Annotated in this window: 29 protein-coding genes; 12 read left to right on the top strand and 17 right to left on the bottom strand. The window is 65.3% G+C overall.

The window, feature by feature from the left end:
* Positions 1-26 precede the first annotated feature (26 nt).
* The 6 genes from ABZW16_RS17600 to ABZW16_RS17625 all read right to left on the bottom strand — a co-directional run bounded on the left by ABZW16_RS17600 (position 27) and on the right by ABZW16_RS17625 (position 7,441).
* Positions 27-1,346 carry a pyridoxal-phosphate dependent enzyme gene (locus ABZW16_RS17600; protein WP_354956953.1) on the bottom strand — a complete coding sequence of 440 codons (1,320 nt, stop codon included), beginning with the start codon at positions 1,344-1,346 and terminating at the stop codon, positions 27-29.
* A complete protein-coding gene (locus tag ABZW16_RS17605) occupies positions 1,346-2,947 on the bottom strand; it encodes a decarboxylase (protein ID WP_354956954.1) in 1,602 nt (533 codons plus the stop codon). Before ABZW16_RS17605 ends, ABZW16_RS17600 begins: the two co-directional genes overlap by 1 nt.
* Positions 2,944-4,230: a heavy-metal-associated domain-containing protein gene (locus tag ABZW16_RS17610; protein ID WP_354956980.1), complete on the bottom strand. Its 1,287-nt coding sequence runs from the start codon at positions 4,228-4,230 to the stop codon at positions 2,944-2,946. The genes ABZW16_RS17605 and ABZW16_RS17610 overlap by 4 nt, the downstream gene beginning before the upstream one ends.
* 2 nt (positions 4,231-4,232) lie before the next feature.
* Positions 4,233-5,441, bottom strand: coding sequence for an aminotransferase class V-fold PLP-dependent enzyme (locus ABZW16_RS17615; protein WP_354956955.1), 1,209 nt, complete (start codon positions 5,439-5,441; stop codon positions 4,233-4,235).
* A gap of 220 nt (positions 5,442-5,661) precedes the next feature.
* Positions 5,662-6,096, bottom strand: a complete 435-nt coding sequence (locus ABZW16_RS17620; RefSeq protein WP_354956956.1) for a CBS domain-containing protein — start codon at positions 6,094-6,096, stop codon at positions 5,662-5,664.
* A gap of 85 nt (positions 6,097-6,181) precedes the next feature.
* On the bottom strand, positions 6,182-7,441 hold the full coding sequence (locus ABZW16_RS17625; protein WP_354956957.1) for a helix-turn-helix domain-containing protein: 1,260 nt from the start codon (positions 7,439-7,441) through the stop codon (positions 6,182-6,184).
* Positions 7,442-7,732: 291 nt separating this feature from the next.
* On the opposite strand from ABZW16_RS17625, the gene ABZW16_RS17630 reads away from it, so the two are divergent.
* Positions 7,733-8,887, top strand: a complete 1,155-nt coding sequence (locus tag ABZW16_RS17630) for an alpha/beta fold hydrolase (protein ID WP_354956958.1) — start codon at positions 7,733-7,735, stop codon at positions 8,885-8,887.
* A gap of 16 nt (positions 8,888-8,903) precedes the next feature.
* Here ABZW16_RS17630 and ABZW16_RS17635 read toward each other — a convergent pair whose 3' ends face one another.
* From ABZW16_RS17635 to ABZW16_RS17645, 3 genes are all read right to left on the bottom strand, one after another.
* Positions 8,904-9,101: a hypothetical protein gene (locus tag ABZW16_RS17635; protein WP_354956959.1), complete on the bottom strand. Its 198-nt coding sequence runs from the start codon at positions 9,099-9,101 to the stop codon at positions 8,904-8,906.
* Positions 9,102-9,293: 192 nt separating this feature from the next.
* A complete protein-coding gene (locus ABZW16_RS17640; protein WP_354956960.1) occupies positions 9,294-9,527 on the bottom strand; it encodes a hypothetical protein in 234 nt (77 codons plus the stop codon).
* Positions 9,528-9,730: 203 nt separating this feature from the next.
* Positions 9,731-10,525: an SAM-dependent methyltransferase gene (locus tag ABZW16_RS17645; protein ID WP_354956961.1), complete on the bottom strand. Its 795-nt coding sequence runs from the start codon at positions 10,523-10,525 to the stop codon at positions 9,731-9,733.
* Between the two features lie 443 nt (positions 10,526-10,968).
* Here ABZW16_RS17645 and ABZW16_RS17650 point away from each other — a divergent pair, with 443 nt between their 5' ends.
* Entirely contained in the window at positions 10,969-11,193 is a 225-nt protein-coding gene (locus tag ABZW16_RS17650) for a DUF397 domain-containing protein (RefSeq protein WP_354956962.1), read from the top strand.
* Between the two features lie 88 nt (positions 11,194-11,281).
* Positions 11,282-12,169, top strand: a complete 888-nt coding sequence (locus ABZW16_RS17655) for a helix-turn-helix transcriptional regulator (RefSeq protein WP_354956963.1) — start codon at positions 11,282-11,284, stop codon at positions 12,167-12,169.
* A 39-nt stretch (positions 12,170-12,208) separates the two neighbouring features.
* Here the strand turns inward: ABZW16_RS17655 and ABZW16_RS17660 are convergent, their stop codons facing one another.
* Entirely contained in the window at positions 12,209-13,162 is a 954-nt protein-coding gene (locus tag ABZW16_RS17660) for a carbohydrate kinase family protein (protein ID WP_354956964.1), read from the bottom strand.
* The gene (locus ABZW16_RS17665) at positions 13,159-13,827 is read right to left on the bottom strand and encodes a class II aldolase/adducin family protein (RefSeq protein ID WP_354956965.1); all 669 of its coding nucleotides are present in this window, start codon (positions 13,825-13,827) and stop codon (positions 13,159-13,161) included. Before ABZW16_RS17665 ends, ABZW16_RS17660 begins: the two co-directional genes overlap by 4 nt.
* A 46-nt stretch (positions 13,828-13,873) precedes the next feature.
* On the opposite strand from ABZW16_RS17665, the gene ABZW16_RS17670 reads away from it, so the two are divergent.
* A complete protein-coding gene (locus tag ABZW16_RS17670; RefSeq protein WP_354956966.1) occupies positions 13,874-14,518 on the top strand; it encodes a TetR family transcriptional regulator in 645 nt (214 codons plus the stop codon).
* A gap of 41 nt (positions 14,519-14,559) precedes the next feature.
* On the opposite strand, the gene ABZW16_RS17675 is transcribed toward ABZW16_RS17670, so the two are convergent.
* From ABZW16_RS17675 to ABZW16_RS17690, 4 genes are all read right to left on the bottom strand, one after another.
* Positions 14,560-14,787, bottom strand: coding sequence for a hypothetical protein (locus tag ABZW16_RS17675; protein ID WP_354956967.1), 228 nt, complete (start codon positions 14,785-14,787; stop codon positions 14,560-14,562).
* A gap of 311 nt (positions 14,788-15,098) precedes the next feature.
* Positions 15,099-15,401 carry a putative quinol monooxygenase gene (locus ABZW16_RS17680; protein ID WP_354956968.1) on the bottom strand — a complete coding sequence of 101 codons (303 nt, stop codon included), beginning with the start codon at positions 15,399-15,401 and terminating at the stop codon, positions 15,099-15,101.
* A 32-nt stretch (positions 15,402-15,433) separates the two neighbouring features.
* Complete coding sequence (locus ABZW16_RS17685) at positions 15,434-16,129, bottom strand: SDR family oxidoreductase (RefSeq protein WP_354956969.1); 696 nt, start codon at positions 16,127-16,129, stop codon at positions 15,434-15,436.
* Positions 16,130-16,143: 14 nt separating this feature from the next.
* Positions 16,144-16,656 carry a DUF2599 domain-containing protein gene (locus tag ABZW16_RS17690; protein WP_354956970.1) on the bottom strand — a complete coding sequence of 171 codons (513 nt, stop codon included), beginning with the start codon at positions 16,654-16,656 and terminating at the stop codon, positions 16,144-16,146.
* Positions 16,657-16,787: 131 nt separating this feature from the next.
* Here ABZW16_RS17690 and ABZW16_RS17695 point away from each other — a divergent pair, with 131 nt between their 5' ends.
* Positions 16,788-17,903: a lipase family protein gene (locus ABZW16_RS17695; RefSeq protein ID WP_354956971.1), complete on the top strand. Its 1,116-nt coding sequence runs from the start codon at positions 16,788-16,790 to the stop codon at positions 17,901-17,903.
* Between the two features lie 5 nt (positions 17,904-17,908).
* On the opposite strand, the gene ABZW16_RS17700 is transcribed toward ABZW16_RS17695, so the two are convergent.
* Entirely contained in the window at positions 17,909-18,196 is a 288-nt protein-coding gene (locus ABZW16_RS17700) for a hypothetical protein (protein WP_354956972.1), read from the bottom strand.
* Between the two features lie 334 nt (positions 18,197-18,530).
* On the opposite strand from ABZW16_RS17700, the gene ABZW16_RS17705 reads away from it, so the two are divergent.
* The 7 genes from ABZW16_RS17705 to ABZW16_RS17735 all read left to right on the top strand — a co-directional run bounded on the left by ABZW16_RS17705 (position 18,531) and on the right by ABZW16_RS17735 (position 25,708).
* Positions 18,531-19,688 carry a lipase family protein gene (locus ABZW16_RS17705; protein WP_354956981.1) on the top strand — a complete coding sequence of 386 codons (1,158 nt, stop codon included), beginning with the start codon at positions 18,531-18,533 and terminating at the stop codon, positions 19,686-19,688.
* A gap of 256 nt (positions 19,689-19,944) precedes the next feature.
* Entirely contained in the window at positions 19,945-21,354 is a 1,410-nt protein-coding gene (locus ABZW16_RS17710; RefSeq protein WP_354956973.1) for a lipase family protein, read from the top strand.
* A 62-nt stretch (positions 21,355-21,416) separates the two neighbouring features.
* Entirely contained in the window at positions 21,417-22,481 is a 1,065-nt protein-coding gene (locus tag ABZW16_RS17715; protein WP_354956974.1) for a fused (3R)-hydroxyacyl-ACP dehydratase subunits HadA/HadB, read from the top strand.
* 95 nt (positions 22,482-22,576) lie between these two features.
* Positions 22,577-23,509: a helix-turn-helix transcriptional regulator gene (locus tag ABZW16_RS17720; protein ID WP_354956975.1), complete on the top strand. Its 933-nt coding sequence runs from the start codon at positions 22,577-22,579 to the stop codon at positions 23,507-23,509.
* 48 nt (positions 23,510-23,557) lie between these two features.
* A complete protein-coding gene (locus ABZW16_RS17725) occupies positions 23,558-24,400 on the top strand; it encodes an SAM-dependent methyltransferase (RefSeq protein WP_354956976.1) in 843 nt (280 codons plus the stop codon).
* 55 nt (positions 24,401-24,455) lie between these two features.
* A complete protein-coding gene (locus ABZW16_RS17730) occupies positions 24,456-25,103 on the top strand; it encodes a helix-turn-helix domain-containing protein (RefSeq protein WP_354956977.1) in 648 nt (215 codons plus the stop codon).
* A complete protein-coding gene (locus tag ABZW16_RS17735) occupies positions 25,100-25,708 on the top strand; it encodes a hypothetical protein (RefSeq protein WP_354956978.1) in 609 nt (202 codons plus the stop codon). The genes ABZW16_RS17730 and ABZW16_RS17735 overlap by 4 nt, the downstream gene beginning before the upstream one ends.
* A 29-nt stretch (positions 25,709-25,737) precedes the next feature.
* Here ABZW16_RS17735 and ABZW16_RS17740 read toward each other — a convergent pair whose 3' ends face one another.
* Positions 25,738-26,598, bottom strand: coding sequence for a haloalkane dehalogenase (locus ABZW16_RS17740; RefSeq protein ID WP_354956979.1), 861 nt, complete (start codon positions 26,596-26,598; stop codon positions 25,738-25,740).
* Positions 26,599-26,857: the final 259 nt, after the last annotated feature.

The following is a 26,857-nucleotide window of genomic DNA, read 5'->3' on the forward strand; positions in this document are numbered from 1 at the left end:
TTAATGCCTGACCGTCATGACCGGGTTCAGCCGCCGCGTTCCAGGGCGAATCCGGCATCGCGCCATGCGACAATGCCGCCGCCGAGACTGCTGGCGTCGAATCCGGCCTGCCGGGCGATCGCCGCGAAGCGCAGCGATAGTTCGCCGACCGGACAGACGAAGACCAGCGGCCGCGAGCGGGGGAACGGTATGCCGTGGGCGAACATATCGTCGAGTTGATCGTCGCGGATATTGATCGCACCCGGCACGTGGCCGATGCGGTAGGCCATCGCGCCACGCGTATCCACGAGGGTGGGACGGTCGGTCCGATCCAGTTCGGCCAGCTCGTGTGGGGTCAGGGCCGGGGTAGCGGCGAGGTCGGCGGCGCTGGGTGCGTGGCGGCGGTCGGTGCGGTCGAACAGTTCCGGTCTGCGCTTCTTGAGGTAGGACAGGTACGGTTCCAGCCGATCGCAGACGATGAATACCGCGACCACCGGCTCCCGCGCCGAAACGGCTTGCCCAGCAAGGGTTTCCAGTGCGGCCGCATAGCTCGCGCCACTGGTCGGACCGGCGAGGATGCCGTGGCCGGTGGCGAGTGCGAGGGTGGCGTCCACCGCGCGGGCCGAGTCGATGGTGACGATACGGTCGTAGAAGTCGGGCTGGAACAGCCCGACATCCCACATTTCGCTCTCCGAGCGGATGCCGGGTATGAAGTCCGAGCGATCGGAAACGACCGCGATGGTGCGCAGTTCGGGATTGTGCTTGCGCAGGTAGGTGGCCGCGCCACGGGTGGAGCCGGTGGTGCCGAGTCCGCCGATGAGATAGTCGACCCCGGTGATGCCATCGGCGGCGAGGTCCTCGTGGATCTCGCGGCCGGTGCCGTGGTGATGTGCCTCGATATTCTTCTCGTTGGTGTACTGCGAGGGGTGATAGTAGGCGTCCGGATCCCTGGCCATGGTCGCCTCGATCGCCGAGTACACGTCATTGGGCGTGGTCGGATCCGGACATTCGGACAGGCCGGGCAATTCCACGATCTCGGTGCCGAACAACTGCAGGAGATCGCGCACCTCGGCGACCTTGATCCGGTTGGTCACCGCGCGCAGGCCGATGCCGTGTACCGCGCCGAGTATCCGCAGTGCCTTGGCGGTATTGCCGCTGGACGCCTCGATGAGTGTCTGTCCGCTCGCGCGGATGTCGTCGAGATCGTCGCGGATCATTCCCCAGGCCACCCGGTCCTTGACCGAGCCGAAGGGATTGTGCGACTCCAGTTTCGCGTACAGCTCGACATTGTCGAGTCCGTGCACGGCCGGATCCAAGCGCAGCAGCGGCGTATTGCCGATCAAATCGGTGATGTGGTCATAGCGCATTACGGCGCTCCGGAGGGTCGGCGCGGCAGCGGTGGACGGCGTGGACCGCGCGGGGGTGTGCGGCGCGGCGGTGGTAGGCCGACCGGGATGAGCGGTTCGTAGTCGGCATCGCGGTACACCTGGAAACTGCCGGAGCGGTGTACGACAGCGAGTTTCGCGGGCAGCGGATGCATCGAGGCCGATGCCGCGGACAGATCCATGTGGTAGGCGGCGGTATTCGGAAACACCACGAGATCGCCTTGGCGCGGGCGCTCGGGCAGCCACACCTTGTGGTTGGTGATCAGATCGCGCTCCAGACAGAGGCGTCCGGCGAAATACACACCGACAGGGCCGGATTCGGGTGCGGGACGCAGCGCGGGCGTGGTGTCGGCGGCACTGCGCAATGGTGTCACACCATCGCCCGCCACGGTGCCGTCACGACCGGGTGCACTGCTCGGCATATGCGCGATGCTGGGCAGGACCAGCGGATCGATCATGACCTCCTGATCGGCCGGGGTTACCTGATCGCGGCTGAGATCGAGGTTGACCAGCACCGTGCCGTCGGCAAGTTCCTTGACGAACTCCACCCGCGCCACCGTTACCCCGGCATGGTCCACCAGCGCCTTACCCGGCTCCAGCCAGATATCGAGCATATTGTCCCCAGCCACCTGGGCGACGGTGCGGCCGCCGTGCCGCTCCAACGGCGCGCCGAGCAGATCATCGAGCATCCGCGTCGCGGGTACCGTGTTCGCATACTTGTGGAAGACCGGAATCCCGTGCACCGCACCGTCATCGACGTGATAGCCGAAGGTATTGTTCGACCAGCTCATCGGTTCCCCACGGCCGAGCAGCGATTCGCGCAGCGCGCGCACATACTCGTCGAACCGATCCGCGTCGGCGGTGAACACCTGCCGGAAGCCACCGCCGATATTCAATACCGAGGGGGCGAGCCCGTGCTCGTATGCGCGTTCGACCAGGGCCAGGCAGGCGTCGATGGCACGGACACGTTCCGCGGGCTCGCCGGAATCGATATGAAAGGCGAAGCCCAGGAACGCGATTCGTCGGCGGTTGGCCGACAGTAGATCGAATGCGCGATCCATATGCGCCAACGGCACACCGAATCGGCTCACCGATGATTCGTCGAAGCCGGAAACCCGCAGCAGCACGGAAACTCGCGCGCGGTCACCGGCCAACTCGGTGATTCGGCGCAGCTCCCACAGGTTGTCGACATTGATGGTGACCCCGCAATCGATCAGATCGCGCAGGAACGCTTCACCCTTCGGCCCGGTCACCTCGATGCGCATCGGCCCGAATCCGGCGCCGATGGCACTGGTGAGTTCGTGCGGGGAGGCGACGTCGATCGCGATGCCAGCGTGTTCGGCGGTGCGCACGAAGGCGCGGGACTGATTCACCTTGTGCGCGTAGCAGATTCGATAGCGTGCACCCCTGCGGTCGAGTACGGCGCGCAACCGTTTCAGGTTCTCCGCATAGACCTGCGGAAATACCAGGTGGATCGGGGATCCGAAGCGAATCAGCGTCTCTTCGACGGCCTCGCGGGTATCGAGAAAGGCGCGCACCAGCGGATGGATCTTCGCGGGTAGCGCCGGTAGCGGTGCCGTCATACCGCGGTTTCCGTGGGCTGCGACCGCGACGAATCCAACGCGGCATGCGTCGGCTTCTCGGCCACCGGGTTGTAGCCGCCGTCGCGGATCGATTCGAACGCGCGGGCGCGATTGCGCGGACTTCGGAATTCGGCGACCACCCGTTTACTGGGCAAATCGATCTCGAGCACCTTGACGCCCATCGTCTCCAGCGCACCGGTGATGGTGCGGACACAGTGCTGGCAGCTCATATCCGGGACATAAAAGATCTGATCCTCGGCGGTCGCGGGCGCATCGGCGGTGCGTTCGTCGAGATCGGCGCTCACCTCGGTGATCCGGATCTGATCGACGAGCTGTGTGAAGATCGCGACGAATTGGTCGACCACGACCGGAAGCAGGGTGTAGTGCCCGCCACCGAGATGGTGGGGCATGGCGGCCAGACATGCGGGCCGGGTATTCGGTGGCAGCAGCGCGTACTGCCGGGAAATCAAATCGAGGTCGTCGTGGTACTTGGCGATGGCTGCCGACACACTCAGTCCCTCCACCCGGGTGGCGCGCCGCATGACGGTGTGCGCATCCTCGATGGTGGCGTCCTTCATCGCGCGCAGCGTGGCCGCGGTGTCGGCGGTGTAGCGCACGGTGCCGTCGGGCTGGGCCGCCAGGGTCACCGGAATCATCCCGCGCCGGTAGGTGGAGGCCTGCAACTCCCAATACCAGCGCGTGGCGACCGCTGCAAAAATGCCGGAATCGTGTATGCCCCTGGCGAATTCGCTCGCACTGCGATACGGCGTCTGGCGGGCGACCAGTGCATGCTGTGCCAGCGCGCGCCCGGCGGCCTCGATGCCCACCCGCAGGATCTCGATCGGATCGTGATCGGTGGTGGTGCCGTCGAGCGCCGCGTGCTCGCGCGGGCCGAGGCGGTCGACGCGTTGTGCCAGTGCGGAATTCGCGGCCAGGGTATGCCACAGCAGCAGGACCGCTTCGCGCATTGCGATCGGTACCAGCGGGCCGAGGCCGTCGGCACGGAAATGCCCGGTATTGGGGATGCCGTCGCTATCGGTCCAGGCGATGCGGTGTGTCGCACTGGTGACCTGATGCGGCTGACATGGGCGCATGAAGTTCTGCAGGTACAGCCGCTGTGAGTAGGTCAGGTGGCTATTGGGCTCGGGATGCAGTGCGGCGCAGGTGTATTCGATATGTCGAACGGAAGGAATCGAGATGGGGGTAGTGAACAACCCAGGTTCGGTGAGTCCCGCCAGCACCCGGGACGCGGCCCGCCTGTCATAGCGCGGGGTGTCGTCCATTTTCACATGACCTCCTCGGCAATCGTCGTGACGCATGTCGTGAAGCGGTCGATCTCGTCGAGGGTGTTGTAGATGTGCGTGCTGACTCGGACCGAGTCCGTGCTGTCGGCGTCAACCCCGGGCGTGCAGTGTAGGCCGGTGCGAACCAGAAAACCCAACTCGCTCAACACGAATCCGAGATCCGTCGCGGAAATGCCCGCGAGTGTGAAGGACACGATGCCGTAGCCGATCGCGCACGGTGCGTGCGCGGGCCCCGGCAGGAATTCCAGCCCCGGTACCGGACGGAGATTGTCGATCAGCCGCAATGTCAGTGCGCGATTGTGCGCGGCGATGACGCCGACATCCAGCGACTCCAGCACCTCCAATGCGCTGCCGAGGGCCAGGATGCCCGGAATGTTCTGGGTACCGCCCTCGAGCAGTTCTGGCATTCCGGCCGAGGCCAATCCGGTGTCGGTGAGGTCGACCCCGGAATTGCCGCCCGGTAGGAACGGCAATAGCCGATCGTGAACTCTGCGGTGGCAGTACAGGATTCCGGTACCCGGCGCACCGAACATCTTGTGCGCCGCGAAGACCGCGAAGTCCGCGCCGAGCTCGGCGACGTTCACCGGCAGATGCCCGCCGCTCTGACTGCAGTCGAAGCACAGCAGGATTTCGGGGTCGATCAGACCGCGCAATTCCTCCAGTGTGGTGAGCCCGCCGAAGACATGGTGCAGATGGCTGGTGGTGATCAGCCGAGTGCGCGGGGTGATCTTGGCCAGGATGTCGGCGGTATCGGCTTCGCCCAGTTCGGTCACCCGATAGGAGACCAGTTCGATGCGACGCCCGAAGCGGGCGAGCACCTGCCGCAGATGGTGCCACGGATGGACGTTCGAGGCGTGATCGCGTGGGCTGTAGAGGATTTCGTCGCCGTCGTCGAGTTCGGCCAGGCCCCAGGACAGCGCGACCGCATTGAGTGCGGCGGTCGCGCCGCCGGTGAAAACCACCTCATCGGGCGTCGCCGCACCGAGGAAGGCCGCCGTGTGGTCGCGGACGCGGGCCAGGCGGGTGGTCAGGTTGGTGGCCCACGGGTAGGTACCGCGACCGGCATTGGCCGTGCGAGAGGTGTGGTAGCGGTGGATGGTCTCGATGACCGGCAGTGGCTTCTGTGTGGTGGCCGCGCTATCGAGATAGACCTCGGTGGATTCGGCCAGTGCCGGAAAGAGTCCGCGCATGGCGGCGGTAGTGGGAGGCAGTGGTGCCGATATCGGTGGGGTGGAGACCGCTCGGGTGGTGGATGGTCGGGTTAGGTCCGTCCCAGACGCAGGTGACCGCAACGTGCCACTCCCTTCCGAGAACCGCGCTGGACGCCACCAACGATACGCACTTTCGATGATGACTTCGAATGTTTCTCGTAGCCAACGCCTTTCGGAAGTCGCAGGTACGCACGGCCCTTCAGTATTGTCCCTGCACGTACTCCACCAGATGCTGGCGTTCGGTGGCCAGTTCGGAGATCGCGCTCTTGACGACATCGCCGATGCTGACGATGCCGACGAGACGGCCGTCGTGGACCACCGGCAGATGCCGGACGCGGTGCTCGGTCATGGTGCTGCGCAACCCGTCGACCAGATCGTCGGGCGCGCAGGTGCGCACATCGACGGTCATGATTTCCGAAACCGGGGTGTCGAGCAGAGCGGCGCCACGCGCGTGCAAGCTGCGCACCACATCGCGCTCGGAGACAATGCCGGTGATCCGGCTGCCGTCCGGCGATACCACCACCGCCCCGATATTGTGTTCGGCGAGCGTGCCGAGCAGGGTTCGCACGGTGGTTTCGGGCGCGACGGTGGCTACGTCGCTGCCCTTCCTGCGCAAGATCTCCGCTATTTGCATAATCCACCATCCAGATGTCGTGGCACCTATCAGGATGACTCGTTCGTGATCTCGTGACCAGCACGAATCCGCATCAGGCGGGGATTTACAGCCGCCGGGCCACGCTCCGGTCGAGATCGCGGGCCAGCAGGGCGATAGCCGCCTGGGAGATCCCGGCGGAGGTGGCCAGGTCGACGGAGGTCAGCTGGGCGATGCGGCGCAGCCGGTAGTCGACGGTATTCGGGTGGACATACAGCTGGCGCGCGGTGAGCTGGCGGTTCATATCGTTACCGAGGTATGCGCGCATAGTGTCGAAGAGTTCGGGATGGGCGTCGAGCGGGTCCAGAATGGTGGCGATGCGCCGGGTGGCGGGGCCGCCACGGGTGAGTTGGTACTCCACGGCCAGGTCGGTCATCTGATACAGGCCCGGATTGCGTCCGCCGACCCGCACCAGATTGAGTAGCTCATGGGCCTGGTCCGCGGCCTCCGGGATCTCATCGGTCTGGCCGGTGACGACGGTGGCGGTGAGCGGAACCTCGGCAGATTTGGCCAGTCGATCCAGTGTTTCGGCGGTCAGAACCGTCGCGTCGTCCTCGACCGGGACGAGGAGCGTGCCGCCCCTGGTGCTCAGCAGGGCGAGTACGCGGGAATCGAAGGCGACGGCAAGTTCCGATTGCAGCCTGCGTAGCTTCCTGCGGGCGGCGACCTGGCTGTCGACCCGTGGATCGCGTTCGTCGGGATGTTCGGGAATTGATAGCGCCACCACCTGATACGCGTCGGCGATCGGGATACCCGCCTGGCGGGCGAGCGCGGAACTGCCGCGCCCACTCAACAGTGCCGAGGCCAGGGTCTGGGTCGCGGTCTGGTGCTCCCTGGCGACCAGATGCTGTTCCTCGACATAGGCATCCGAGACCGCCACGGTGATCGCCTCGAGCAGTTCGAGCATGAGGTCGGTGGCGACGAGCAGTTCCGCGATATCGTCGGCCTTGGCGCGCGCGGTCACCAGCCCGAACGCGATGCGCAGTCCCTCGTGATAGGCGCGCAAAATGGTGCCGAGCGGCACCGCCTCACGGGCCCACTGCGCCGCCGCCTCGCGCACCTCCCCGAGCTGCTCGTTGCCGGGAACCATGCGCTTGTCGAACATTTCGGCGGCCAGTGCCAGACAGCTGCGGGTCAGCTTGGTGACGTCGCCGCGCAACTGCTCGCCGGGCAGCGTGCGACACGGTGCCATGCAGGTCGCGAAGTACCCGACCATCCGCGAGGCAACACGGTCGGTATTCATCAGGGGAATCGACGCGGGCTGCCCGCCGATCTCTAGGACGGGGTCCGCATCTTCGACGGACAGATCCAGCGCGGAGAAGGTCATAGGCGTCGCTCCAGTGCCACATCGGGCGTGATAGATCTGCGCCCGAATCGTTGCATCACTATACGAAAAGGTTATGAACCCGGGAAAGGATATGCGAGATCTCTTGTCGGCCCGCGTAGTTGTGCATTGCTCATAAGCGGAGCATGTGCCGTGGTGGGAAGCTCCAGCACCACACCGAGTCGCTGAAATCCCGTGACCAGCCGTCTTAACGTTTGCCCATGGCTCGGTGTTTGCGAACGGTTCGCCTGCGCCGCTGTGCCCAGTGTCGGGTAGCCATGGAAGGTGCGAACAATGACACGACGTAACCATCGGAGATTGCGACGTAAGGCGCTGTCGTGCGCGGTGATCGGGAGCGCCGCGCTCCTCGCGGTCGGGTTCGGCCCCGGCCCCGCTGGCGCCGATCCGGATATCGCGCCGACCGAACAGGCCCTCGCCGATTTCATCAGTGCGGCGCCCGGCGCATCGGCGGGTGGGCGTACCCCGGTGGCTTTCGCTGGCACCGGCAGCAGCTCGGGTTCGGCGGGGAGCCGGGCGTCGGTTCCGGTGAGCGCGGGGCCGGAGGTCGCGGTCTATCTCGCCGCATTCGGCTATGGGGTCCTGCATCCGGATGCCTCGCCGCCGGGTGCGAACGACTGGAGCTGCCATCCCACACAACAACATCCGCGTCCGGTGGTGCTGGCGCACGGCACCTGGCTCAACGCCTATGACAGCTTCGCGTACCTGGCGCCACAGCTGGTGCGTGCGGGCTTCTGTGTCTTCGCACTGAACTATGGACAGGCGAATCTGCTCGAGGGCGGCGGGTTCGGTGCGATCCTGCCCGGGCGCAATGGCGTTGGCTACATGGAGGATTCGGCAAAGCAGCTCGGCGAATTCATCGATCGGGTGCGGGCCGCGACCGGGGTCGACCAGGTCGATATCGTCGCGCACTCCCAGGGCGGCCCCGTGGCCGATCAGTATCTGAAATTCGAAGGGGGAGTTGGCAAGGTGGCACGGATGGTCACCTTCGGCTCCACCCACCACGGCACCACCCTGCTCGGAATGGCCACCCTGGGACGGGCGATCAATAATTTGGGTGTCGATATCCTGGGGTTCAACGAGCTGTTCGTCGGCCACGCGAATATCGAGCAGGCGATCGGGTCACCGTTCTACGCCAAGCTGAATCAGGCGGGGGATACTGTGCCCGGTGTCGAGTACACGGTCGTCGGCTCGCAGCACGACGAGGTCAGCAATCCCTATGAGCTGACCTTCCTGACGGCGGGCCCCGACGCCACGGTGCACAACATCACGCTGCAGGATGGCTGTGCGCAGGACATGTCGGATCATCTGACGATGATGTACTCGCCGCGCGCGGCATCCATTGCCCTGCGAGCGCTCGATCCGGATGCGCATCCGGATCTGGTGTGCACGTTCAACCCCTGGTTCATCGGCGGGGGCGGCGGATTGTAGGGCGGGCCCGCGAAATCTAAGCGGCGCCTTGGTGGTTGTGCAGAGCCAGCTCGTCTACCACTGCGCCGCTACGGATTTCGCGTTCGATTGCTCTGGCGGCATAGTGCTTGCCGCTCGCGCGTAGCTCGGCGATGCGCCGTTGCAGCGCTTCGGTGCCATAGGCGGCGGCGACATCGGCGATCCCGAGTCGACCCGCAGCGTGTGGTGGATTCATGCGAATGCCCCTGTGCCTCTGACGCCGGGAGGTCCCGGTGGCGACTACGGCACGGGCTCCCGGGTGCGAAACTCCCTTGTCGCGCACGAGTTTAGAGTCATGTGTTGTGCAGATGCAAGTACATCTGCACGAACATCGCTGTGGGTGAAGCGATTTGGGGCTGGCCGTTTGCGGAGCTGTGGGCGCCGAGGGCTATTCGTCGTCGAGTCCGGCCGAGAGGTAGGCGGCGGCGGCCAGCCACTGGCGGCATTGCGGCCCGTGGACCTCGTGCAAATGCAGGATCTCGCGGGCCTGTCGGTAGGTGAGGCCGCGCGGTTCGACCGCACAATCGAGTGGCGCGTAATCGGGCGCCGAGCACTGCCGCAGGGTGTCGATCCCACCGCCGGAGATCGTAGCCCCGTCGGGAGTTCGGAATGGCGTACTCATCTCGACCGCCCCTCGCGTCTGCCGGTGGGGAGGTTGAATGTGGTGACGCTGGCGCGAACTCCCTGCGTACCTCCCCGATGCTGGCTCCGAGTTTAGGCCGTCAGCACTTGCAGATGCAAGTACATTTGTACGAACGACCGACAGAAATATGAACGGCGGTCGACGGCTGGTTGGCCGACGACCGCCGTTGTCCCACTTGTGCTTCAGGGCTTGCGGGCGACCGCGCCATAGGCCGAGATCGGCCGGATCTCGCCGACCTCGGTGGCATCGGCACGCCACTGGGTGATGGAGGCGAATCCGGGCTCCACCAGTTCCAAACCGTCGAATACGGCACGGATTTCGGCCTGGGGGCGGGGAACATAGGGAACGCCGCCGGTGCCGGTGTAGTTCTCACACAGCGTGACGTAGTCCTTGCTGTCATCGGTGCCGTCCCACATGACCAGGAAACTGCCCGACGGCACCGCGGCGAGCACGGTGTGCACGATGCGGAGCAGGTCCTCGTAGCTCTTGGCGTGACCGAGCACGCCCATGAACATCACCGCGATCGGCTCATTGAAATTGAGCACGTTCCTGGCGTCGGAGACGATCAGCTCCGGATCGTGGAAGTCGGCGTCGACGTAGGTGGTTACGCCCTCTGGGGTGGTGCTGGTGAGCAGCGCCCGCGCGGTGGCCAGCACCAGCGGATCGTTATCGACGTAAACGACTTTCGATTCCGGCGCGACGCTCTGGGCGACCTCATGGGTGTTCTGCATGGTCGGCAGCCCGGTGCCGATATCGAGGAACTGACGGATGCCCACGCTCGCCAGATAGCGGACCGCGCGAATGAGGAACTGGCGCGACTGCACCGCCATGGTGGTGATGTCGGGATCCACCTCGATGCCCGCGTCACCGGCGATCCGATCGATTTCGTAGTAGTCCTTGCCGCCCATCCAGTAGTTCCAGATGCGCGCGGAATGCGGGATGTCGGTTCGGATGAGCGGATTGTGAACTTCGGGCATGGGGTGGACTCCTCGGCGAGCGGATAAGCGTTGACCGGATTGCTCCGGCGGGCGGGTGTCGCGCATGGCTGGCACATCCGATGTGCACTGCGACAGTACAAGATTCGTGTCTGCTCGACCGGGTGGTTCGAGTGGTTCGCCGACGTGGTCCGCGTCCGGTGTCACGCGGAATCCATTACGTACCAAGGAGTCCCTGCCATCCGCGTGGCGTGGCACGGGGGGTAGACGGATGGCGCTCCGCTGAATGGCGCATACGGCACTCGCGTAACCCGCCGAACAGTGGTCACGTAGCGGACCGGCAGGTCTGAATTCTGCCATCCCGCCACCGGGAGGGCCGTGCTATCTTGCAGATGTAGGTGCAAATGCAAGAACGTTTGAGCGCACATCTGTAAGGCCGCTCGAGCGCACATCTCACACTGGAAGTAGCCCGAGGAGTGGGGAAGATGTTGGACACCGGTTCACGCAAGATCACGAGCGCTTGGCGCAAGAGCTCCTTCAGCGGTCCGTCCGGCGGTAATTGCGTCGAGGTAGCGGAGGCATCCGATGGTTCTATCGCCGTTCGCAATTCACGCGACCCGGAAGGTGGCATCCTGTTCTATACCCGACCGGAGATCGACGCATTCGTGCGCGGCGCGAAGGCCGGGGAGTTCGACGACCTGACTAGCTGAGCGGTAACATTGGCGATCGGTGCGGTGTGTTTCTAAACGTGGTGTTTGTGACACACTGTGGTCAAACCCGAGTATCGGAGATGACTTCATGATCGCAGAACCCGATGACGACGGTCGTGTGCAATCGGTTGTAGTGGAACGTGGTCCGACCGTATTGCGGATCGCGCTGGGCGGGCAGTTGCGTGACCTCCGGGTGAAGAAGGGCATCACCCGAGAGGCCGCAGGTGACGCCATCCGCGGATCACACGCCAAGATCAGTCGTCTCGAGTTGGGCCGCACCGGTTTCAAGGAACGCGATATCCGCGACCTACTGACCCTGTACGGCGTGTCCGACCCCGAGGAACGCGAGCGATTCCTCGATCTGGCCAGGCAGGCGAACGAGCCAGGCTGGTGGCATCGCTACAGCGATCTGCTGCCGTCCTGGTTCGGCACCTACCTGGGCCTGGAGCAGGCGGCCACCAAGATCCGTACCTATGAGGCGCATCTGGTACCCGGACTCTTGCAGACGCCCGAATATGCCAGGGCGGTAATGTCACTCGGGTACGAGGACGCCGATATGGATCGGCGGGTCCAGGTCCGCATCAAGCGGCAAGAGGTGCTGCGACGCGTCGATCCGCCGACGGTCTGGGCGATCATCGATGAGGCCGCGCTGCATCGGCCGGTCGGTGGTTCGCGGGTGCACCGCGAGCAGATGGAGCACCTCATCGAGCTCGCGCAATTGCCGAATGTCACCGTGCAGGTGTTGCCGTATTCGGCGGGCGAGCATGCCGCTGCGGGAAGTTCGTTCAGCATCTTGCGTTTCGCCGAATCCGAGCTGCCCGATATCGTCTACCTCGAACACCTGACCAGCGCGCTGTACCTGGATCGACGGCAGGATCTCGCGCTGTACCTCTCGGTCATGGACCGCTTGAGTGTCCAAGCCGAGTCGCCGGGTGAGTCGCTGAAAATCCTCGCCGAGTACGCCAAGAAGGCTTGACCGCCCTTGCGGCAGTGGTGATTCGGAACGAACCCTCGCCTACCGACCCGACTGGCTCGGGTCGGTAGCGCGGGTAGGGTTCGCTGCTGCGAACGCGTCCGCGGCCGCGAGATCGAAATCGCCGTGGTCACTGCCCAGTCCCTGAGCTACCAGTGCGGCGACCGCATTGCCGAGGACCGCGGCATCTCGCAATGAGCGGCCCAATGCGACGGCCCGGATGAACCCGGCGGAGAAGGCGTCGCCGCAACCGGTGGTGTCGACAACATCGATGGCGAAGGCGGGAATGTCCTGATGCCCGTCGGGATCGACGAGCAGGGTCCCCTCGGCGCCCCGAGTGATCGCGAGAACCGTTGCGCCCGCGTCCTGCAGCGCCGTCGCGCCCGCCCGGAGATCGGTACTGCCGGTGAAGCCGAGTACCTGTTCGTCATTCGGTAGCAGGTAGTCGGTGTAGGGGAGTGCGGCGGCAATGGCTTCGAGGCTGCCGAGTGCACCGGGCGCGATGAGATCGACCGACGTGGTCACGCCGTTCTCCTTGGCGTACTGCAGGATTCGCGCGGCATTGGTCGCGCCGATCAGCTCCGGACCGCCCAGGTGCAGATGGTCGGTGGCGGTGAGGGCGTCCCAGTCGACGTCGTCGAGGGTGAACAACGGGTTGGCGCCGAGCAGATGCAGACTCGGACGTGCGCCGTCGGGCCGGATCGGCAGCACCGACGAGGAGGTGCGCTGACTTTCCTTGCGCACCAACAGTTCCGTGTCGATACCCGGCTTGGCGAGCAGTGCGAGCAGAATATCGCCGGAGGTGTCGGTGCCGATCGCACCCGCGGTCCGCACGCTCGCGCCGAGTTTGGCCAATGTCACCGCGGTGCCTGCGGCCGTGCCCGCCGCGGTGATGCGAATATCCTCGACCAGTGCGGTCTGCTGTCCCTCCGGTATGGCCGCGACGGGGCGCACGAGAATGTCCAAAACCTGTGTGCCCAAGGCGATTACCTTCATTCGATATCCTTCTTCAGTGGCTTGCGGGTGCCGTATCCGGTGCGAAGTGCTATCTCGACGATCGCGGCCTGCTGCTGCTCGGAGAGCTCGCGCGGCTTGCCGATCGCCATGGCGTCCAGATACAGCGCACAGACCCACTCCAGCAGCAGCGCGGATTCGACCGCCTGGTCCAGCGATCCGCCGAGGGTGACCGCGCCGTGATTGGCCATCAATGCGGATTGCTTGCCCCGCAACGCCTCTCGCACCGCATCGGCGAGTTCCGGGGTGCCGAAGGGGTGAAATGGCGCGACTCGTGTCGAACCGCCGAGCAGCAGCTGCTGGTAGTGGATGACCGGCAGTTCGTCCAACACACAGGCGATGGCGGTGGCCTTCGGCGCATGTGTGTGCACGATCGCTTGCGTCGTATAGGTGCGATAAATGTCGAGGTGCAAACCCAATTCGGAGGTCGGCGCATAGCGACCCGCAACCACGGTGCCCGTCAGGTCGACCACAGTCACATCGTCGACGGTTGCCTGGGCGAGTACAGCGCCGGTCGCGGTAATGGCGACCAGATCGCCGAAGCGCAGGCTCACATTGCCCGCGGTGCCGATCAGCAGTCCGTGCTCGGCCAGGCGCAGACAGGCCGCGGTGACCTGGGCGCGTTCGTTTGGCGCAAGGGTGGTCATCCGGATACCCTACCGAAACCTGAATTGGATTCACATTATCTCGGAGGTGACAGTGCCGGTCCGGGCACTACCCGAAGCGGGCTTGCGCCGCGTACCGATTCAGGCGCGCAGCCGGGAGCGACTGGCACGTGTGCTGGAGGTGGCCGATCGACTGATCGCTACCGAGGGCGTCGGGGCGTTGACAATGATCAGAGTGGCTGCGGAGGCACGGATTTCGGTCGGATCGCTGTATCAGTACCTGCCGGATCGCGAGGCCGTGATCGAAACCCTCGCCGCGGTGTATCTCGAGCAGCTGGAGGCCAAGGCGGCGCTGCTGATCGAGATCGCGCGCCGCGAACGGTGGGCCGATCCGATCGGCGTCCTGGTGGACGCGTTCGCACAGGTGTACCGAGACGAGCCCGGCTTCCGTGCGCTGTGGTTCGGCAAGGACTTCAACGAGGCGGCACGGGCCGCTGATCGTGAGCACAAACGCCGAATGGCGGTGACACTGCGCGAGGTTATGCTCGCGCAGGGCGCCGTCGCCGATACCGAGGGACTCGATATCGCGTGCCGCGCCGCACATCTGATGGGCGATGCGGTCATGCAAGAAGCATTCCGATGCGATCCCGATGGTGACCCGAATCTGTTGCGAGAGGCGAAGATTGCGCTGCGGGCCTATGCTTCGCAGTGGGCATCGCCACCCGAACCGTGACGTAATTCGATTGGGCCGCTAGAACTTCGGATGCCGTGTGGTCACTGCTTGATGAAGCTGGAGGCGATGCGCCAGAAGGTGGCGGGCTGCAGGGCCTCGAGATCCCAGTCGTCGGCCATCGCGTGCGCGGTGGTGACGATCCGGTCGATATCGAAATCGTGTCGAGTGGCCGCACCGGTGGACTCGACGGCATCGATGACGAAAGCGACTGCGGTTTCGCGCGAGTATGCGGTACTGCGCTGTCCGCTTCGGGTCGACGGTGTGCTCATAGTTGTTATACCGTTCGCTGGCTGGTCGGCCAGTGCGGCTTCGGCGATTCCGAGCCGGCCGCCGGGAAGTGGTTGGTCCATTAGAACGCCCCTGACGTCTGGCGACAGCAAACCCCTGGCGACATTGGCCCTTGGTTCACCCACGCGGCCTCCCCTAGTTGTCCCCTTGTAATGCCTTGCGGGACTGAGTTTAGGTCGGTGTGCCTTTCAGATGCAAGCACATCTGCACGATCGATTGTGCATTCGCAGTTGGGTTTTCGCATCTGCTAATCATCCGCGAACCGACGCGGACGGTAGCGAATTTCGCGCGATCATTTCGCATTGATCACCACATCGGTGCTGTAGTGCACCTGAGTGCCAGGCTCCACATATCGCTCCACCGCGCAGCGCCAGGCCAGGAAATGTTCGGTGAAACGGTGCGCTTCGGCCGCCTCCTCATCGATATAGACCTGGTAGAGGAAAAACCGGTGCGGATCGACGCGGTCAGCGCATACATCGAATCGCAGGCAACCGGGTTCCTCACGCACGGATGCGGTGGCACTGCGGTTCACTGCGGCGAGGAATTCACCACGAGATCCGGGTCGAAGCTTCAGGGAAGTGATGCGGCTGAACACGGTAATGTTCTCCAATCCAGCGGCGAAAAATGTCAATCGGTAACTGCGGCACCGCCTTCGGCGACCGACTGGCTACCGGTCGCGGAGATCGCTGACGACACCGGTGTGTCGCCCGCGATGAGCTCCAGCGTGGCGTGCGCGGTCGACGGCGCGTGCAGAATCTCGGCGAGTACGGCGGCGACATCGGCGCGTGCGATGCTGCCGTAGGGCAGCGGCGGCGGGCCCAGCGTGACCCGATCGGTCGCCGCCGTATCGAGCAGGCGGCCCGGCCGCAGAATCGTCCAATCCAGATCGCGGGCGCGCAGATCGTCCTCCGCCTGGGTCTTGGCGTCGATGTAGGCGGCCCAGACCTCATCGGTGCCGGGCGCGGGCGGCTGTCCGGCGCCCATGCTGGAGATCTGCACGAACCGGCGGATACCGGCCGCTTCGGCGGCATCGGCCAACAGGACCGAACCGCCCTTGTCCACCGTGTATTTGCGGGCGATACCGCTGCCGGCGCCCGCACCGGCCGCGAAAACCACAGCGTCGGAATCCTTTACGACGGCGGCGAGTTCGGAGACGGTGCTGTGCTCGAGATCGAAGACGACCGGTCGGGCGCCGGTGGCGGCGACCTCGGCCGCGTGCTCGGGATTGCGGATCAGGCTGTCGACCTCGTCGCCGCGCCCGGCGAGGAGTTCACCGAGCAGCAGTGCGATCTTGCCGTGTCCGCCCGCGATGACGACGCGCATAGCTGGTTCCTTTCTCATCGTTCGGGTCCACCGGGATTGCACGAGGCCTGGACGGTGGCCTGATAGCCCACCACCGGACGCCAGGGTTCCAGATTCCAGCTCTCCTTGTTCGGCTGCACCATGCGGGCCCAGACCCAATGGCAGACGAACTGATCGCGCATGCCGGGAGTATCGGCGTCGGGGGCCAGCGTGAGCACCTCCTGCCACGCCCGTTCCTCGGTATCGGGGAAGGTTTCGTGCCGCCCGGCCTGGGTCGGGAAGACCAGCAGGCGTGGTCCGTCCACGCCCTCGGTCCAGGTGGTGTGGTCGATGAGCGGCATATCGGCGTAGGGATCCACACTCGGCACTGCGGCCAGGGTAGTGGTCGTCGCCGCCGCGGTGGTGACCATTGTCGGTGTGGCCGCTGCGCTGACCGGCGGTGATTCATCGGAACCACATGCGCCAAGGGTGCTGGCGAGCGTGCCGCAGCACAGCAGCACGGCGACCGATCGCACCGCTGGCATCCGATCGGCCTTGCGCTGGGTCACTGTCGGTCCTTCCGCATGGTGGTATGCCAACCGAGCGTAGTCATAGCGCGGCGGCGCAACAGCCGTACCGGGATCGGGGCCATCGATTGTGGTGTCTTGTCGGCGGTGGCGGGGCTGGCGATAGTCGGTCGATGGTGCGGGCTCGCAGGGTGGTCGGTGCGGCATTGGTCGCGATGACGGTGGCTTCGGCCGGGTCGGCGATCGCGCAGGGGCGCGACGCTCCCGGCGTGGTCACCGAGACCGCGGAGTTATCCGGCGCGCTGTGGGTGCGTGGTGCGGCACTGGCGCAGCGGATCACGTATTGGTCACGCGGGCCGCGCGGACCGATGCAGAGCACCGCCGCGATCTACCTGCCGCCCGGTCCACCGCCCCCGGGCGGCTGGCCGATCGTGGCCTATGCGCACGGCAGCGTCGGCATTGCCGACCAGTGCGCGTTTACGCTGCGGCCGCGCGAGTTCTATCTGGCGACGGTCTATCCGGCACTGCTGGCCGCCGGATTCGCCGTGGTGATCTCCGACTACGTCGGACTCGGCACGCCCGGCACGCATCCGTACCTGGACGGTCCCTCGCAGGCGCGCAGCGTGATCGACGGCGTGCGGGCGGCGCGCGCGGTGACACCGGCACTCGGCGCCCGCTGGGCGGTCTTCGGGCAGTCGCAGGGCGGCCAGACCGCGCTGTTCACCGCGGCGCTCGCACCCGCCGACGCTCCGGAGTTGGCGTTGCGCGGCGCGTTGGCCACCGGCGCACCGTCGAATCTGGAGTACGGGCTGACCGCGGCCGGGCCGTGGGTGCCGCGGCTGCCATTGCGCAAGACCACCACGTATTTCGGGCTGTTTCTGGCCGGATTGCGCGCTACCGCACCCGAACTCGATATCGACAGCTATCTGACGCCGATCGGCGAGCAGGTGCTGCGGATCGTGGAGTCCGAATGTGTCGACGCCGCCGATGCGCTGGTGCGCGATATCGCGATCGGACAGATGCTGAGCAGGCAGTTGGCGGGGCCGGCATTGGAATCGGCGGTGCGCTCGATGCTGCGGATTCCGACCGAGGGGCAGACCGTGCCCCTGTTCCTCGGTCAGGGGCTGACCGATCTGGAGGTCCCGGCTCCATTGAGCCTCGAGCTGATCGCCGATCTGCGATCCTCCGGTGCCGATCTCCAGGTCGGCGTCTATCCGGGTGATCATCTGAGCGCGGCGGCCGAGGCGCTACCGGACGCACTCGCCTTCCTGCACCGTGTGCTGGCGTAATACCTTCAGTGCCACAGTGATCGGCACGGCAGGCGGCGCAATCCCGGTCGTACCTTGCCGTCCACCGTCACGGTCAGGCCGTCGTGCAGTGCTGCCGAAGTGAATTCCCAGGCCTCGGCGCGGGTGGCCGCGTACTCCAGGATGAGCGCGTCCTCGGGCGTCGGACCGTCGAAGTAGACGGTGATCCGCCGCGTCGGCGATTCCTGGATATTCGTCGAATACACCGGATTTCGCGCACCGGAGTCCTGCTCGGTCGCGCGCTGTCCAGTCGAGTTCTGCGCAGTGCCGTCCATGCCACCGTCTCCTTCGGACCCGACCCGTCGTGTCGATAGCACTGACGGTAAGCCGCCGACCATGGTGTGGGCTATGCTCCCGACGATCAGCTGGACATGTCACAGACACGACACCAAGTTATGGGAGACAGTCACGAATGCGACTGCACATCGATCACAACGCACACCCCCGGAACTTGTGACTTACCAATAGGATTGGCGCGGCCTCTACCCTTCCCGGCCGTGGCCGTCGAGGATATTCGCAACGTTGGACCCACTCTGGAGGCACGCGTCGATGAGACAGGCCCTACGTAGACCGTTGCGCGCGTTCACCGCGCTGGCGACCGGTCTGCTGATGGTGATCGCGGTGGCCGGGACCGCCCACACCACACCCCTGTATCCCACCCCGGATCCCGACCCCTTCTACGCGACGTCGCCGGATCTGGCCGATAAGAAGCCCGGTGACGTGCTCGCGACGCGGGTGATGCCGCCGCTGGCGATCTTCCCGGACACCACCGTGACCGTGGTGCGGTTCCGGTCCACCAGCTCCGAGGGGCAGCCGATCGCGGCAACCACCACGGTGCTCACCCCGAAAGCGCATGCCGCCGACGGACCCCTGCTCTCCTACCAGCACATCATCAACGGCCTCGGGGCCGAGTGTTCGGTATCGCGGGTGCTCTACACCGGCGATCCGAATCTCATCGTCCGGGAGGCGCCGGGCTGGAATGTGCTGCTCTCCCGCGGCTGGAGCGTCGCGCTGCCGGACCATCTCGGTCCGAATTTCGCCTATGGCGCAGCCAAATTGGGCGGCATGATCACCCTCGACGGTATCCGGGCGGCGAAACAGGTCAACGAATTACAGGTGCGCAAGAGTCCGGTCGCCATGGTCGGCTACTCCGGCGGCGGCATGGCCACCGCATGGGCGGCCGCGCTGGCGCCGAAGTACGCGCCGGAACTGGATATCGCCGGAGCCGCGATGGGCGGTGTGCCAATGAATCTGGTGACGATGCTGGAGACCCTCGGCCTGAACTCGCATCCGGTCTTCGGGCTCGCCTTGGCGGCCGGACTCGGCCTGGAACGGGAGTATCCGGACCGCTTCCCGATCAGCGATCAACTCAACGACCGCGGCCTGGCCGCACGTGCCCAGATCGCCAACAGCTGCACCAATGACATTCTGGCCGCGGGCGCGGGCCGCGGCGCCCTGGACTTCGCGAAGTCGACCTCGATGATCAGCGATTCCACCGCACGCGCGGTGGTTGAGGAGAACAGCCTCGAGCTCTACGACGGTGTGCCGAAAACGCCCGTCTTTGAATGGCACTCGCCGATCGATGGACTCATTCCGGTCGATGCGGTGGTGCATACCGATAAGCGCTGGTGCGCGGCCGGTGCCCGGGTGCAGTCCGAACAGATTCCGGTCCCCGATCATCTGACCGCCGCGGTGCTCGGTATCCCCGCGGCGCTGACATGGCTTGATGCGCGATTCCGAGGGGAGGCGGCACCGAGCAACTGTTGATGCACATATGAATTGGTGCTCCGGCGGACGGCCGGATCACCACGGAGTCGGATCTGTCTTGCTGGACAAGCGGATTCGGCTCGGATTGTTGCGATTCGGAGACGTGTCACACACAACTCGGGCACAGTGGGGTCTCCGGCCGAATATGGTCGGTTAGCCTGACGGTCTGGCCTCGGGGCCAGGGGCTTTCGGCGTCGGAGGCACCCATATAGCCGGGTGCCAGGGAACCCGACGTTGCACCCTGGGACGTGTGTCAATGAGTTGTTTGCGTGTCATCCTCTTCGCGCTATTGCTGGTGTGTTCGACTGCGACAGGGGAAGCAGCTGCCGAACCACCAGCCGTACCCGCACTGCCGATCCCGGCGGATGCCGGTCAGATCCTGCCCGATCTGCAACAGTGGATCGATGCCATCATCCCGCCACCGCCGATCGCCGCGGCACCGCTGCCTTCCGGCCCGATGGTGGAGGCCACGACGGTCTCCCCGGCGCTGGCGGCATTGCGTCAGGCCGCGCTGCCCAGCGCCATCGGCGATCCGATCTTCGACGCCTGGCCAGTGGATCTGGACAGCTTCGCCGCGGGGCAGGTGGTGGAGGTCCGCGATATCAGCGCGACGGCCGCGCCGCTGGTGCTGGTGCCGATCCGGCAGGCGCTGCTGCTGAAGTACCGCACGTCCGATTCGCGTGGCGCGCCATCCTATGCGACAGCGACTTTGATCATTCCGGCCAGCACCTGGTCCGGTCCCAGTACCAGACCGGTCGTGGTGAACAATCTGCCGATCGACGGCCTCGGCCGGGACTGCACGCCCGGCTACACCCTGGCCCACGGCTGGTCGCGCAATACCAACATGACCGACTTCATCCCGCCGACGACGCAATTGGCGGCACTGCGCGGGTACGCCGTGCTGATCCCGGATCATGAGGGGCCCTGGATGGCCTATGCCGAGCCCTATGTCGCCGGACACGCCGTGCTGGACGCCATTCGGGCGGTGCGCGAACTGCGACCGGACGAATTCGGCGACAGTCGCTTCGCCATGACCGGATACTCCGGCGGCGCCATCGCCACGCACGGGGCGGTGAAACTGATCGATAGCTACGCGCCGGAATTATCCGAATCGATCGTCGGCGCGGCGCTGGGTGGCGTGCCCGCCGATTACGAGATTCTCGCCCGCAGTATGAACGGCAACCTGGCTTCCGGGGTCTTCATGGCGGCGACCTTCGGTGTGGGCCGGGAACGCCCGGAGATCCTGGCCCGGATGAACAATCTGGCGCGGTGGGCCGCCACCTCACCGCTCAAAGACCTGTGTGGGAGCGGCTTCGGCGCGGTCGGTGTGCTCATGCTGCCCATCGATATCGCCGCGAACATTCCCGATCCATTGCACTCCGAGGTCGCCGCGGATATCTATGCGGTGACGCGGATGGCGGGCATCAAGTCGGCTACACCGCTCTATATCTACAACGGCGAACAGGAATTCTGGATCCCGGCCGAGGGCGCTCGCAACCTGTACCTGGAACAGTGCGGCCTTGGGGTGGCTGCGGTGTACCGCAGTGTGCTCGGTGAGCACATCATCGCAGGTGGTGTCGGGTATCCGGAGGCCATGCTCTGGCTGGACGAGCGTCTGCAGGGGCAGCCGGCGCCCGATGAATGCGGAGCCAATGGTCAAAACTAAGGATCTGCTGGCGAAGGGGTGCCCCGCGTTACACCGGCCGCCGTGTCAGCGATTTATCACACATGATGGTTTTGACCGGATCCGAACAGGCAAGTGCGTTGGTGGGGCGCCACTACCGAATGGTCGATCACTATGAGGTCGGCCGCGAGAAAATTCGGGAATTCGCCCGCTCGGTGCGGGATTTTCACCCCGCGCATTGGAACGAGGGCGCGGCGTTGGACCTCGGCTACGACGCGTTGATCGCGCCGCCGACCTTCTCCGCGATCGTGTGGCTGCTGCTCCAGCGCAAGATGTTCGATTCGGTGTTGACCGGTTACGACATCAGCCAGATGCTGCATACCGAGCAGAGCATCAGGGTGCACCGGCCGCTGATGTCCGGTGACCGCCTGCGCTGCGACTCCTATCTGGAATCGTTCCGGCAGTTCGGCGATATGGACTTCCTGGTCATCAGGACTGTCCTCACCAACCAGCACCGGGAACTGCTGCAGACCGCGCACGCCACCGTGGTCGCGCAGACCGGCACACGGATGGCAACCGAGCTGGTGACGGCGGTCGACGGTGTCATCATGACCGGTCAGGCGCTGACCGAGCGGAATGCGCCAGGGCACTCGCAGTCGCAGGCCGTGGAGAGCGGCATGATCGAATGCTCCGACGAGGAGCCGTCCGGGTTTGCGGTGGACGAGACGCAGGTTCGGGTGCCGTGCACGATGCCGGAATTCGACGAGCTCACCGTCGGCGCCGAACTGCCTGCCCGAGTCGTCCCGCTCTCGCGCGGTGATCTGGTGAATTACGCTGGGGTATCGGGTGATTCGAATCCGATTCACTACAGCGACCGCGTCGCGGACGCGGCAGGGCTGCCCGATGTGGTATCGCACGGCTTGCTCACCATGGGCCTCGGCGCCAGCTATCTGACGGACTGGCTCGGCGATCCGGCCGCGATCATCGACTATGGGGTGCGGTTCTCCGGCTTCGCACCGGTATCGGCCACGCACAATAGCGAGATCGAGTTCCGCGGCCGGATCAAGGCGCTGGATCCGGTGCGGCGCGCGGCGACCATCGCGCTGACCGCGACCTGCGATGGGCGCAAGCTGTTCGGGCGGGCCATGGCCGAGGTGCTGCTGCGCTGAGTGTCGCCGGATGTACTTGCCGATGTGCGAATGTTTGTGGAAATGGGGCATTTTGGTTCTAGAGAGTCATGGCGAATTCATGGCAGACTCGCATCATGCGTGCTTCGGAAGTGCGACATTCATTCTCCGGTAACAACCCGGCCACCGACGGCGGGCCCACCGTCCTGCGGATGATGCTCGGCAGTCGGATGCGACGGCTGCGCGAGGCCCGTGACATCTCCCGTGAGGACGCGGGGGAGGCGATCCGCGGTTCACATTCCAAGATCAGCCGACTCGAGTTGGGCCGCACCGGATTCCGGGAACGCGATCTGGTCGATCTGCTCACGCTCTACGGGGTCACCGATCCGGTTGAGCGCGAGGAGTTCAAGGAGCTCGCGCGCCAGGCGAATGCCTCCGGCTGGTGGCATCGCGACAGCGACTGGCTGCCCAAGTGGTTCGACACCTATCTCGGACTCGAACAGGCCGCCAAGCTGATTCGCTGCTACGAGCCGAGAGCGGTGCCGGAGCTGTTGCAGACCGCCGACTATGCGCGGGCTTTACTTGCACTCGCACATCCGGCGGAATCGGCGGAGGGGATCGAGCGGCGGGTCGTGCTGCGCATGCGACGTCAGGAGATCCTGCGCCGCCCGAACCCGCCGCAGCTGTGGCTGATCGTCGAAGAGGCAGCGTTGCGTCGGCCCATCGGCGGGTCCACGGTGTGGCGGGATCAACTGGAACAGGTGCTGCGCATCGCGGAGGAGCCGCATATCACCGTGCAGGTGCTGCCCGACCACGTCGGTGGACCGGCATTGGCCGACGGCGCGTTCACCATGCTGCGCTTCACCGAAGCCGATCTGCCCGACATCGTCTACCTACAGCAATTGACCAGCGCTCTCTATCTGGACAAGGCCGCTGACCTGGATGCCTATCGCGCGGTGGTGAACCAGCTGTCGGTCCATGCCGCGCCCCCGGAATACACCCCGGGACTCCTGCGCGCGCTGTGCGAACGACATCCGGCGACGCTCGACCACCCGGCCCACCCGCACTGAGGCACGAAAGCTGCAAGCGCGCCAACTGAACTCGGTAATGTATCGATAATGACCGACGATGTTGCGCCACCATATCGGCTCGACCGGGAGATCGATCAGAGTAAGCCGAGTATCGCTCGGGTCTACGACTATCTGCTCGGTGGGAAGGACAACTACCTCGTCGACCAAGAGGTCGGTGACCACTTCAAACTGAACCTGCCCGGTTCGGTGGCGATCGCCTTCACCAGCAGGCAGGCGCTGATCCGTGGCGTCCGGGATATGGCCGTCGCGGGCATGCGGCAGTTCATCGACTTCGGCAGCGGTCTGCCGACCGCGGACAATGTGCATCAGGTCGCCCAGCGGCACGCACCCGACGCGCGCGTGGTCTATGTCGACAGTGATCCGATCGTGCTCGCGCACGGCCGTGCCCTGCTGGCCACCGATGCGAACACCACGGTGATCCAGGCCGACGCTCGCGACCCGAAGTCGATCCGCGATCACCCCGAGGTCGCGCGGCTGATCGATTTCGCACAGCCCGTCGCCGTCATCTTCAGCTCGATCCTGCACCACCTCAACGATGATGAGGAACCGGCGGAGGTCATGCGGTTCTGGAACGACCAGATTCCCTCCGGCAGTTACGTTTTCATCACGCACTTCCGATCCGGCCACAATCCGGAGACCACCGCCGCCGAGCAGAAGTTGCAGAGCACCTTCGGTCGCGGCCGCTGGCGCGATACCGAGGAGATCCGCGAACTCTTCGGCGATCTCGAGATCCTCGAGCCCGATATCGTCCCCTCGGCCCGGTGGCGCCCGGACGTGCCTGCCGCTGGCGGCACATCGGTCGGCGCCGTCGACCGCAAACTGACGGTCTGGGAGGAGCTCATCGTCACCGGGCTGGCCCGCAAACCCTGATTCGGATCACACTGAACTAATGTCCCGTTGGGACAATAGCGCGTAGACTGCCGATATGAGTATCGACGACGGGGTCGACCTCGACGGCCGCAGGCTGCGCACGCTTCGCAGTCGTGCGGCGATGTCACGTGCCGCATTCGACCTGCTCAACGAGCGGGGACTGGATTCGGTGGCGGTCGAGGACATCGCGGAGCGGGCCGGGGTCACCCGGCGGACCTTCAGCCGTCATTTCTCCTCCATCGAGGAGGCGGTACTCGGTGAAATCGATCAGGACGTGCACCTGTTCAACGAGGCCCTGTGCCGCCGCCCGCTCGGCGAGCCGCCGTTGGTCGCCTACCACAATGCGCTGCACGACTGGCTGTCCGCCGAATACGCCGGGCCGAAGGCGGCCGGGTTGGCCCGACGCTGGGCGCTGTTCCAGCGCTTCGAGGACGAGCCGACGCTGGCCGCTGGCTATCAGCGCATCCGACTCGACGGCCAGCGCGAATCGGTGCGGATCATCGCGGCCCGGCTCGGTGTCGATCCCGCGGTGGACCGGCGTCCGGAGGTGGCCGTCGCGGCCGGGTCCGGCCTGCTCGTCGCCGCCCTGCAGGTCTGGGGCGCAGGCTCGGACACCAACGGATTGCCCGACCTCATCGACACATTCTTCGACACCCTTCACGGGCTGACAGCCGACTTCCAGAGCGAGGTGTCATCGTCATGACCGCAGCAGCCGGATCACCGAGTGTTGTCCGCCGCACCTGCCGCCGCGTCGGGTTGGACCGAAATCCGATGCGCCGCCGCGAGGACCGCGTGCAGTTGGCGGTCGCGGCAGCTCTGACGGTGTTGTTCCTGATCATCGCTCCGATGCTGTCGATGGCGGTCGGCGGGCGGATCTACCAGACCGAAGACCGTCTCGCGAAGGCGCAGGCGGCGCAGTTGCACCCGGTCGAGGCGACCGTGGTCGAGGTCGGCAAGGCGCCGCTGTACGCGCCGATCACCCCGGCCCGGGTGCAGTGGAAGGACGCACTCGGGGTGCCGCGCACCAGCGACTACCAGGCCACCGGATTAGTGAAAACCGGTGCCACCGTGAAGATCTGGCTGGACGGCTCAGGGAAGGTCACCGAGCCGCCATCGAGCACACGGGCATTGAGCAAGGCACTGCTGATCACCACGGGGCTGGTCTTCGCGATCGGAATCTGCTTCGGCGGCGGCTACGCTCTGCTGCGCCATGGCCTCGATCGTCGCCGAGCCCGGCTCTGGGAGGCCGAATGGGTCACGGTGGAACGGACCTGGGGCAATCACGGCAGGCGTCCGGATCAGGCCTAGTCGCGTGTCTCCCGGTTCGTCCATCGTACTTACGGGAATCGCTTTGCGATCGCCGTCGTGATCGCGTCCGGTGCGTGTTCCTGAATGAAATGCCGCGCGTGTGGCAGCTCGACTACATCGAGATCGGTGAAGGCGGCACGCATTCGCGGGATACCGGCATTCGGACGGAACACCATGTCCCGCATTCCCCACAGCAACAGGGTCGGCTTGTTGCCGAGCAGGACGGGCACGTCTCGGGCGAGTCCGTCCAGCAGCGGGCGCGCGGCACGAATTTCTTTGGGCATCATGGCGAGTCCGCGCCGGGCTTCCGCAGTGGGCTGCACCGCGCGGTAGTGGTCGGCCTCGGCCGCGGTGAGCGTGCGTCCCAGCTCCGCGAGCAGGACGCGCTCGACGAGGAAATTCTGTTCGAGTATCCGCCGCTGCATCGGACTGCTACTCATGATCATGCTGAACGCCCGATTAGCCATCGCCTCGATCGGCCAGAACACGGTATTGCCCAGCACAATCCCCCGCACCCGGTCCGCGCGCGCGGTGACCGCGCCCAGACCGATGGGGCCGCCCCAATCGTGTCCCATCAGAACGAAGCCGTCGAGCTGCAGGTGATCGATCAGCTCGCCGAGGACCGTGGTGTGTTCGGCGATGGTGTAGCCGAAACCCGCAGGACGTTCGGACAATCCGAAACCCAGGTAGTCGACGGCGACACACCGGTACCGGTCGCGCAGATCCTGCACGATGTGGCGGTAGAGGAAACTCCACGCCGGAGCGCCATGACAGAACAGGATCGGTGGTCCGGCCCCCTCGTCGATGTAATGAACTCGGCCGACGGACGAGTCGAACCAGCGCGACTCGAAAGGATACAGATTCCCGTCGGGAACGAAGTCGATCAGCATGGTTCCCTCCCTCCGATGCCAGACTACGTGTGTGGTGCACCCGAGCGCGCGGCAGCCTCCACCGAAATGGCCGTCTCTGGACCGGAGCCCCGGCGTGCTGCCGCATGGTCGAGGTACTCAAAGGGGACACGCCCTGGTCGACTCGCGCAAATGCGGCGTGGGCGGCCCCCCGGGCGGGCTCCGCGCCGCGCCCCCCCGCCCCGCAACCGAAACAACACACAAAAAAAAACAACACAAAAAAAAAAAAAAAAATAATCGA

Source organism: Nocardia sp. NPDC004604, from assembly GCF_040609795.1.
Taxonomy (GTDB): Bacteria; Actinomycetota; Actinomycetes; order Mycobacteriales; family Mycobacteriaceae; genus Nocardia.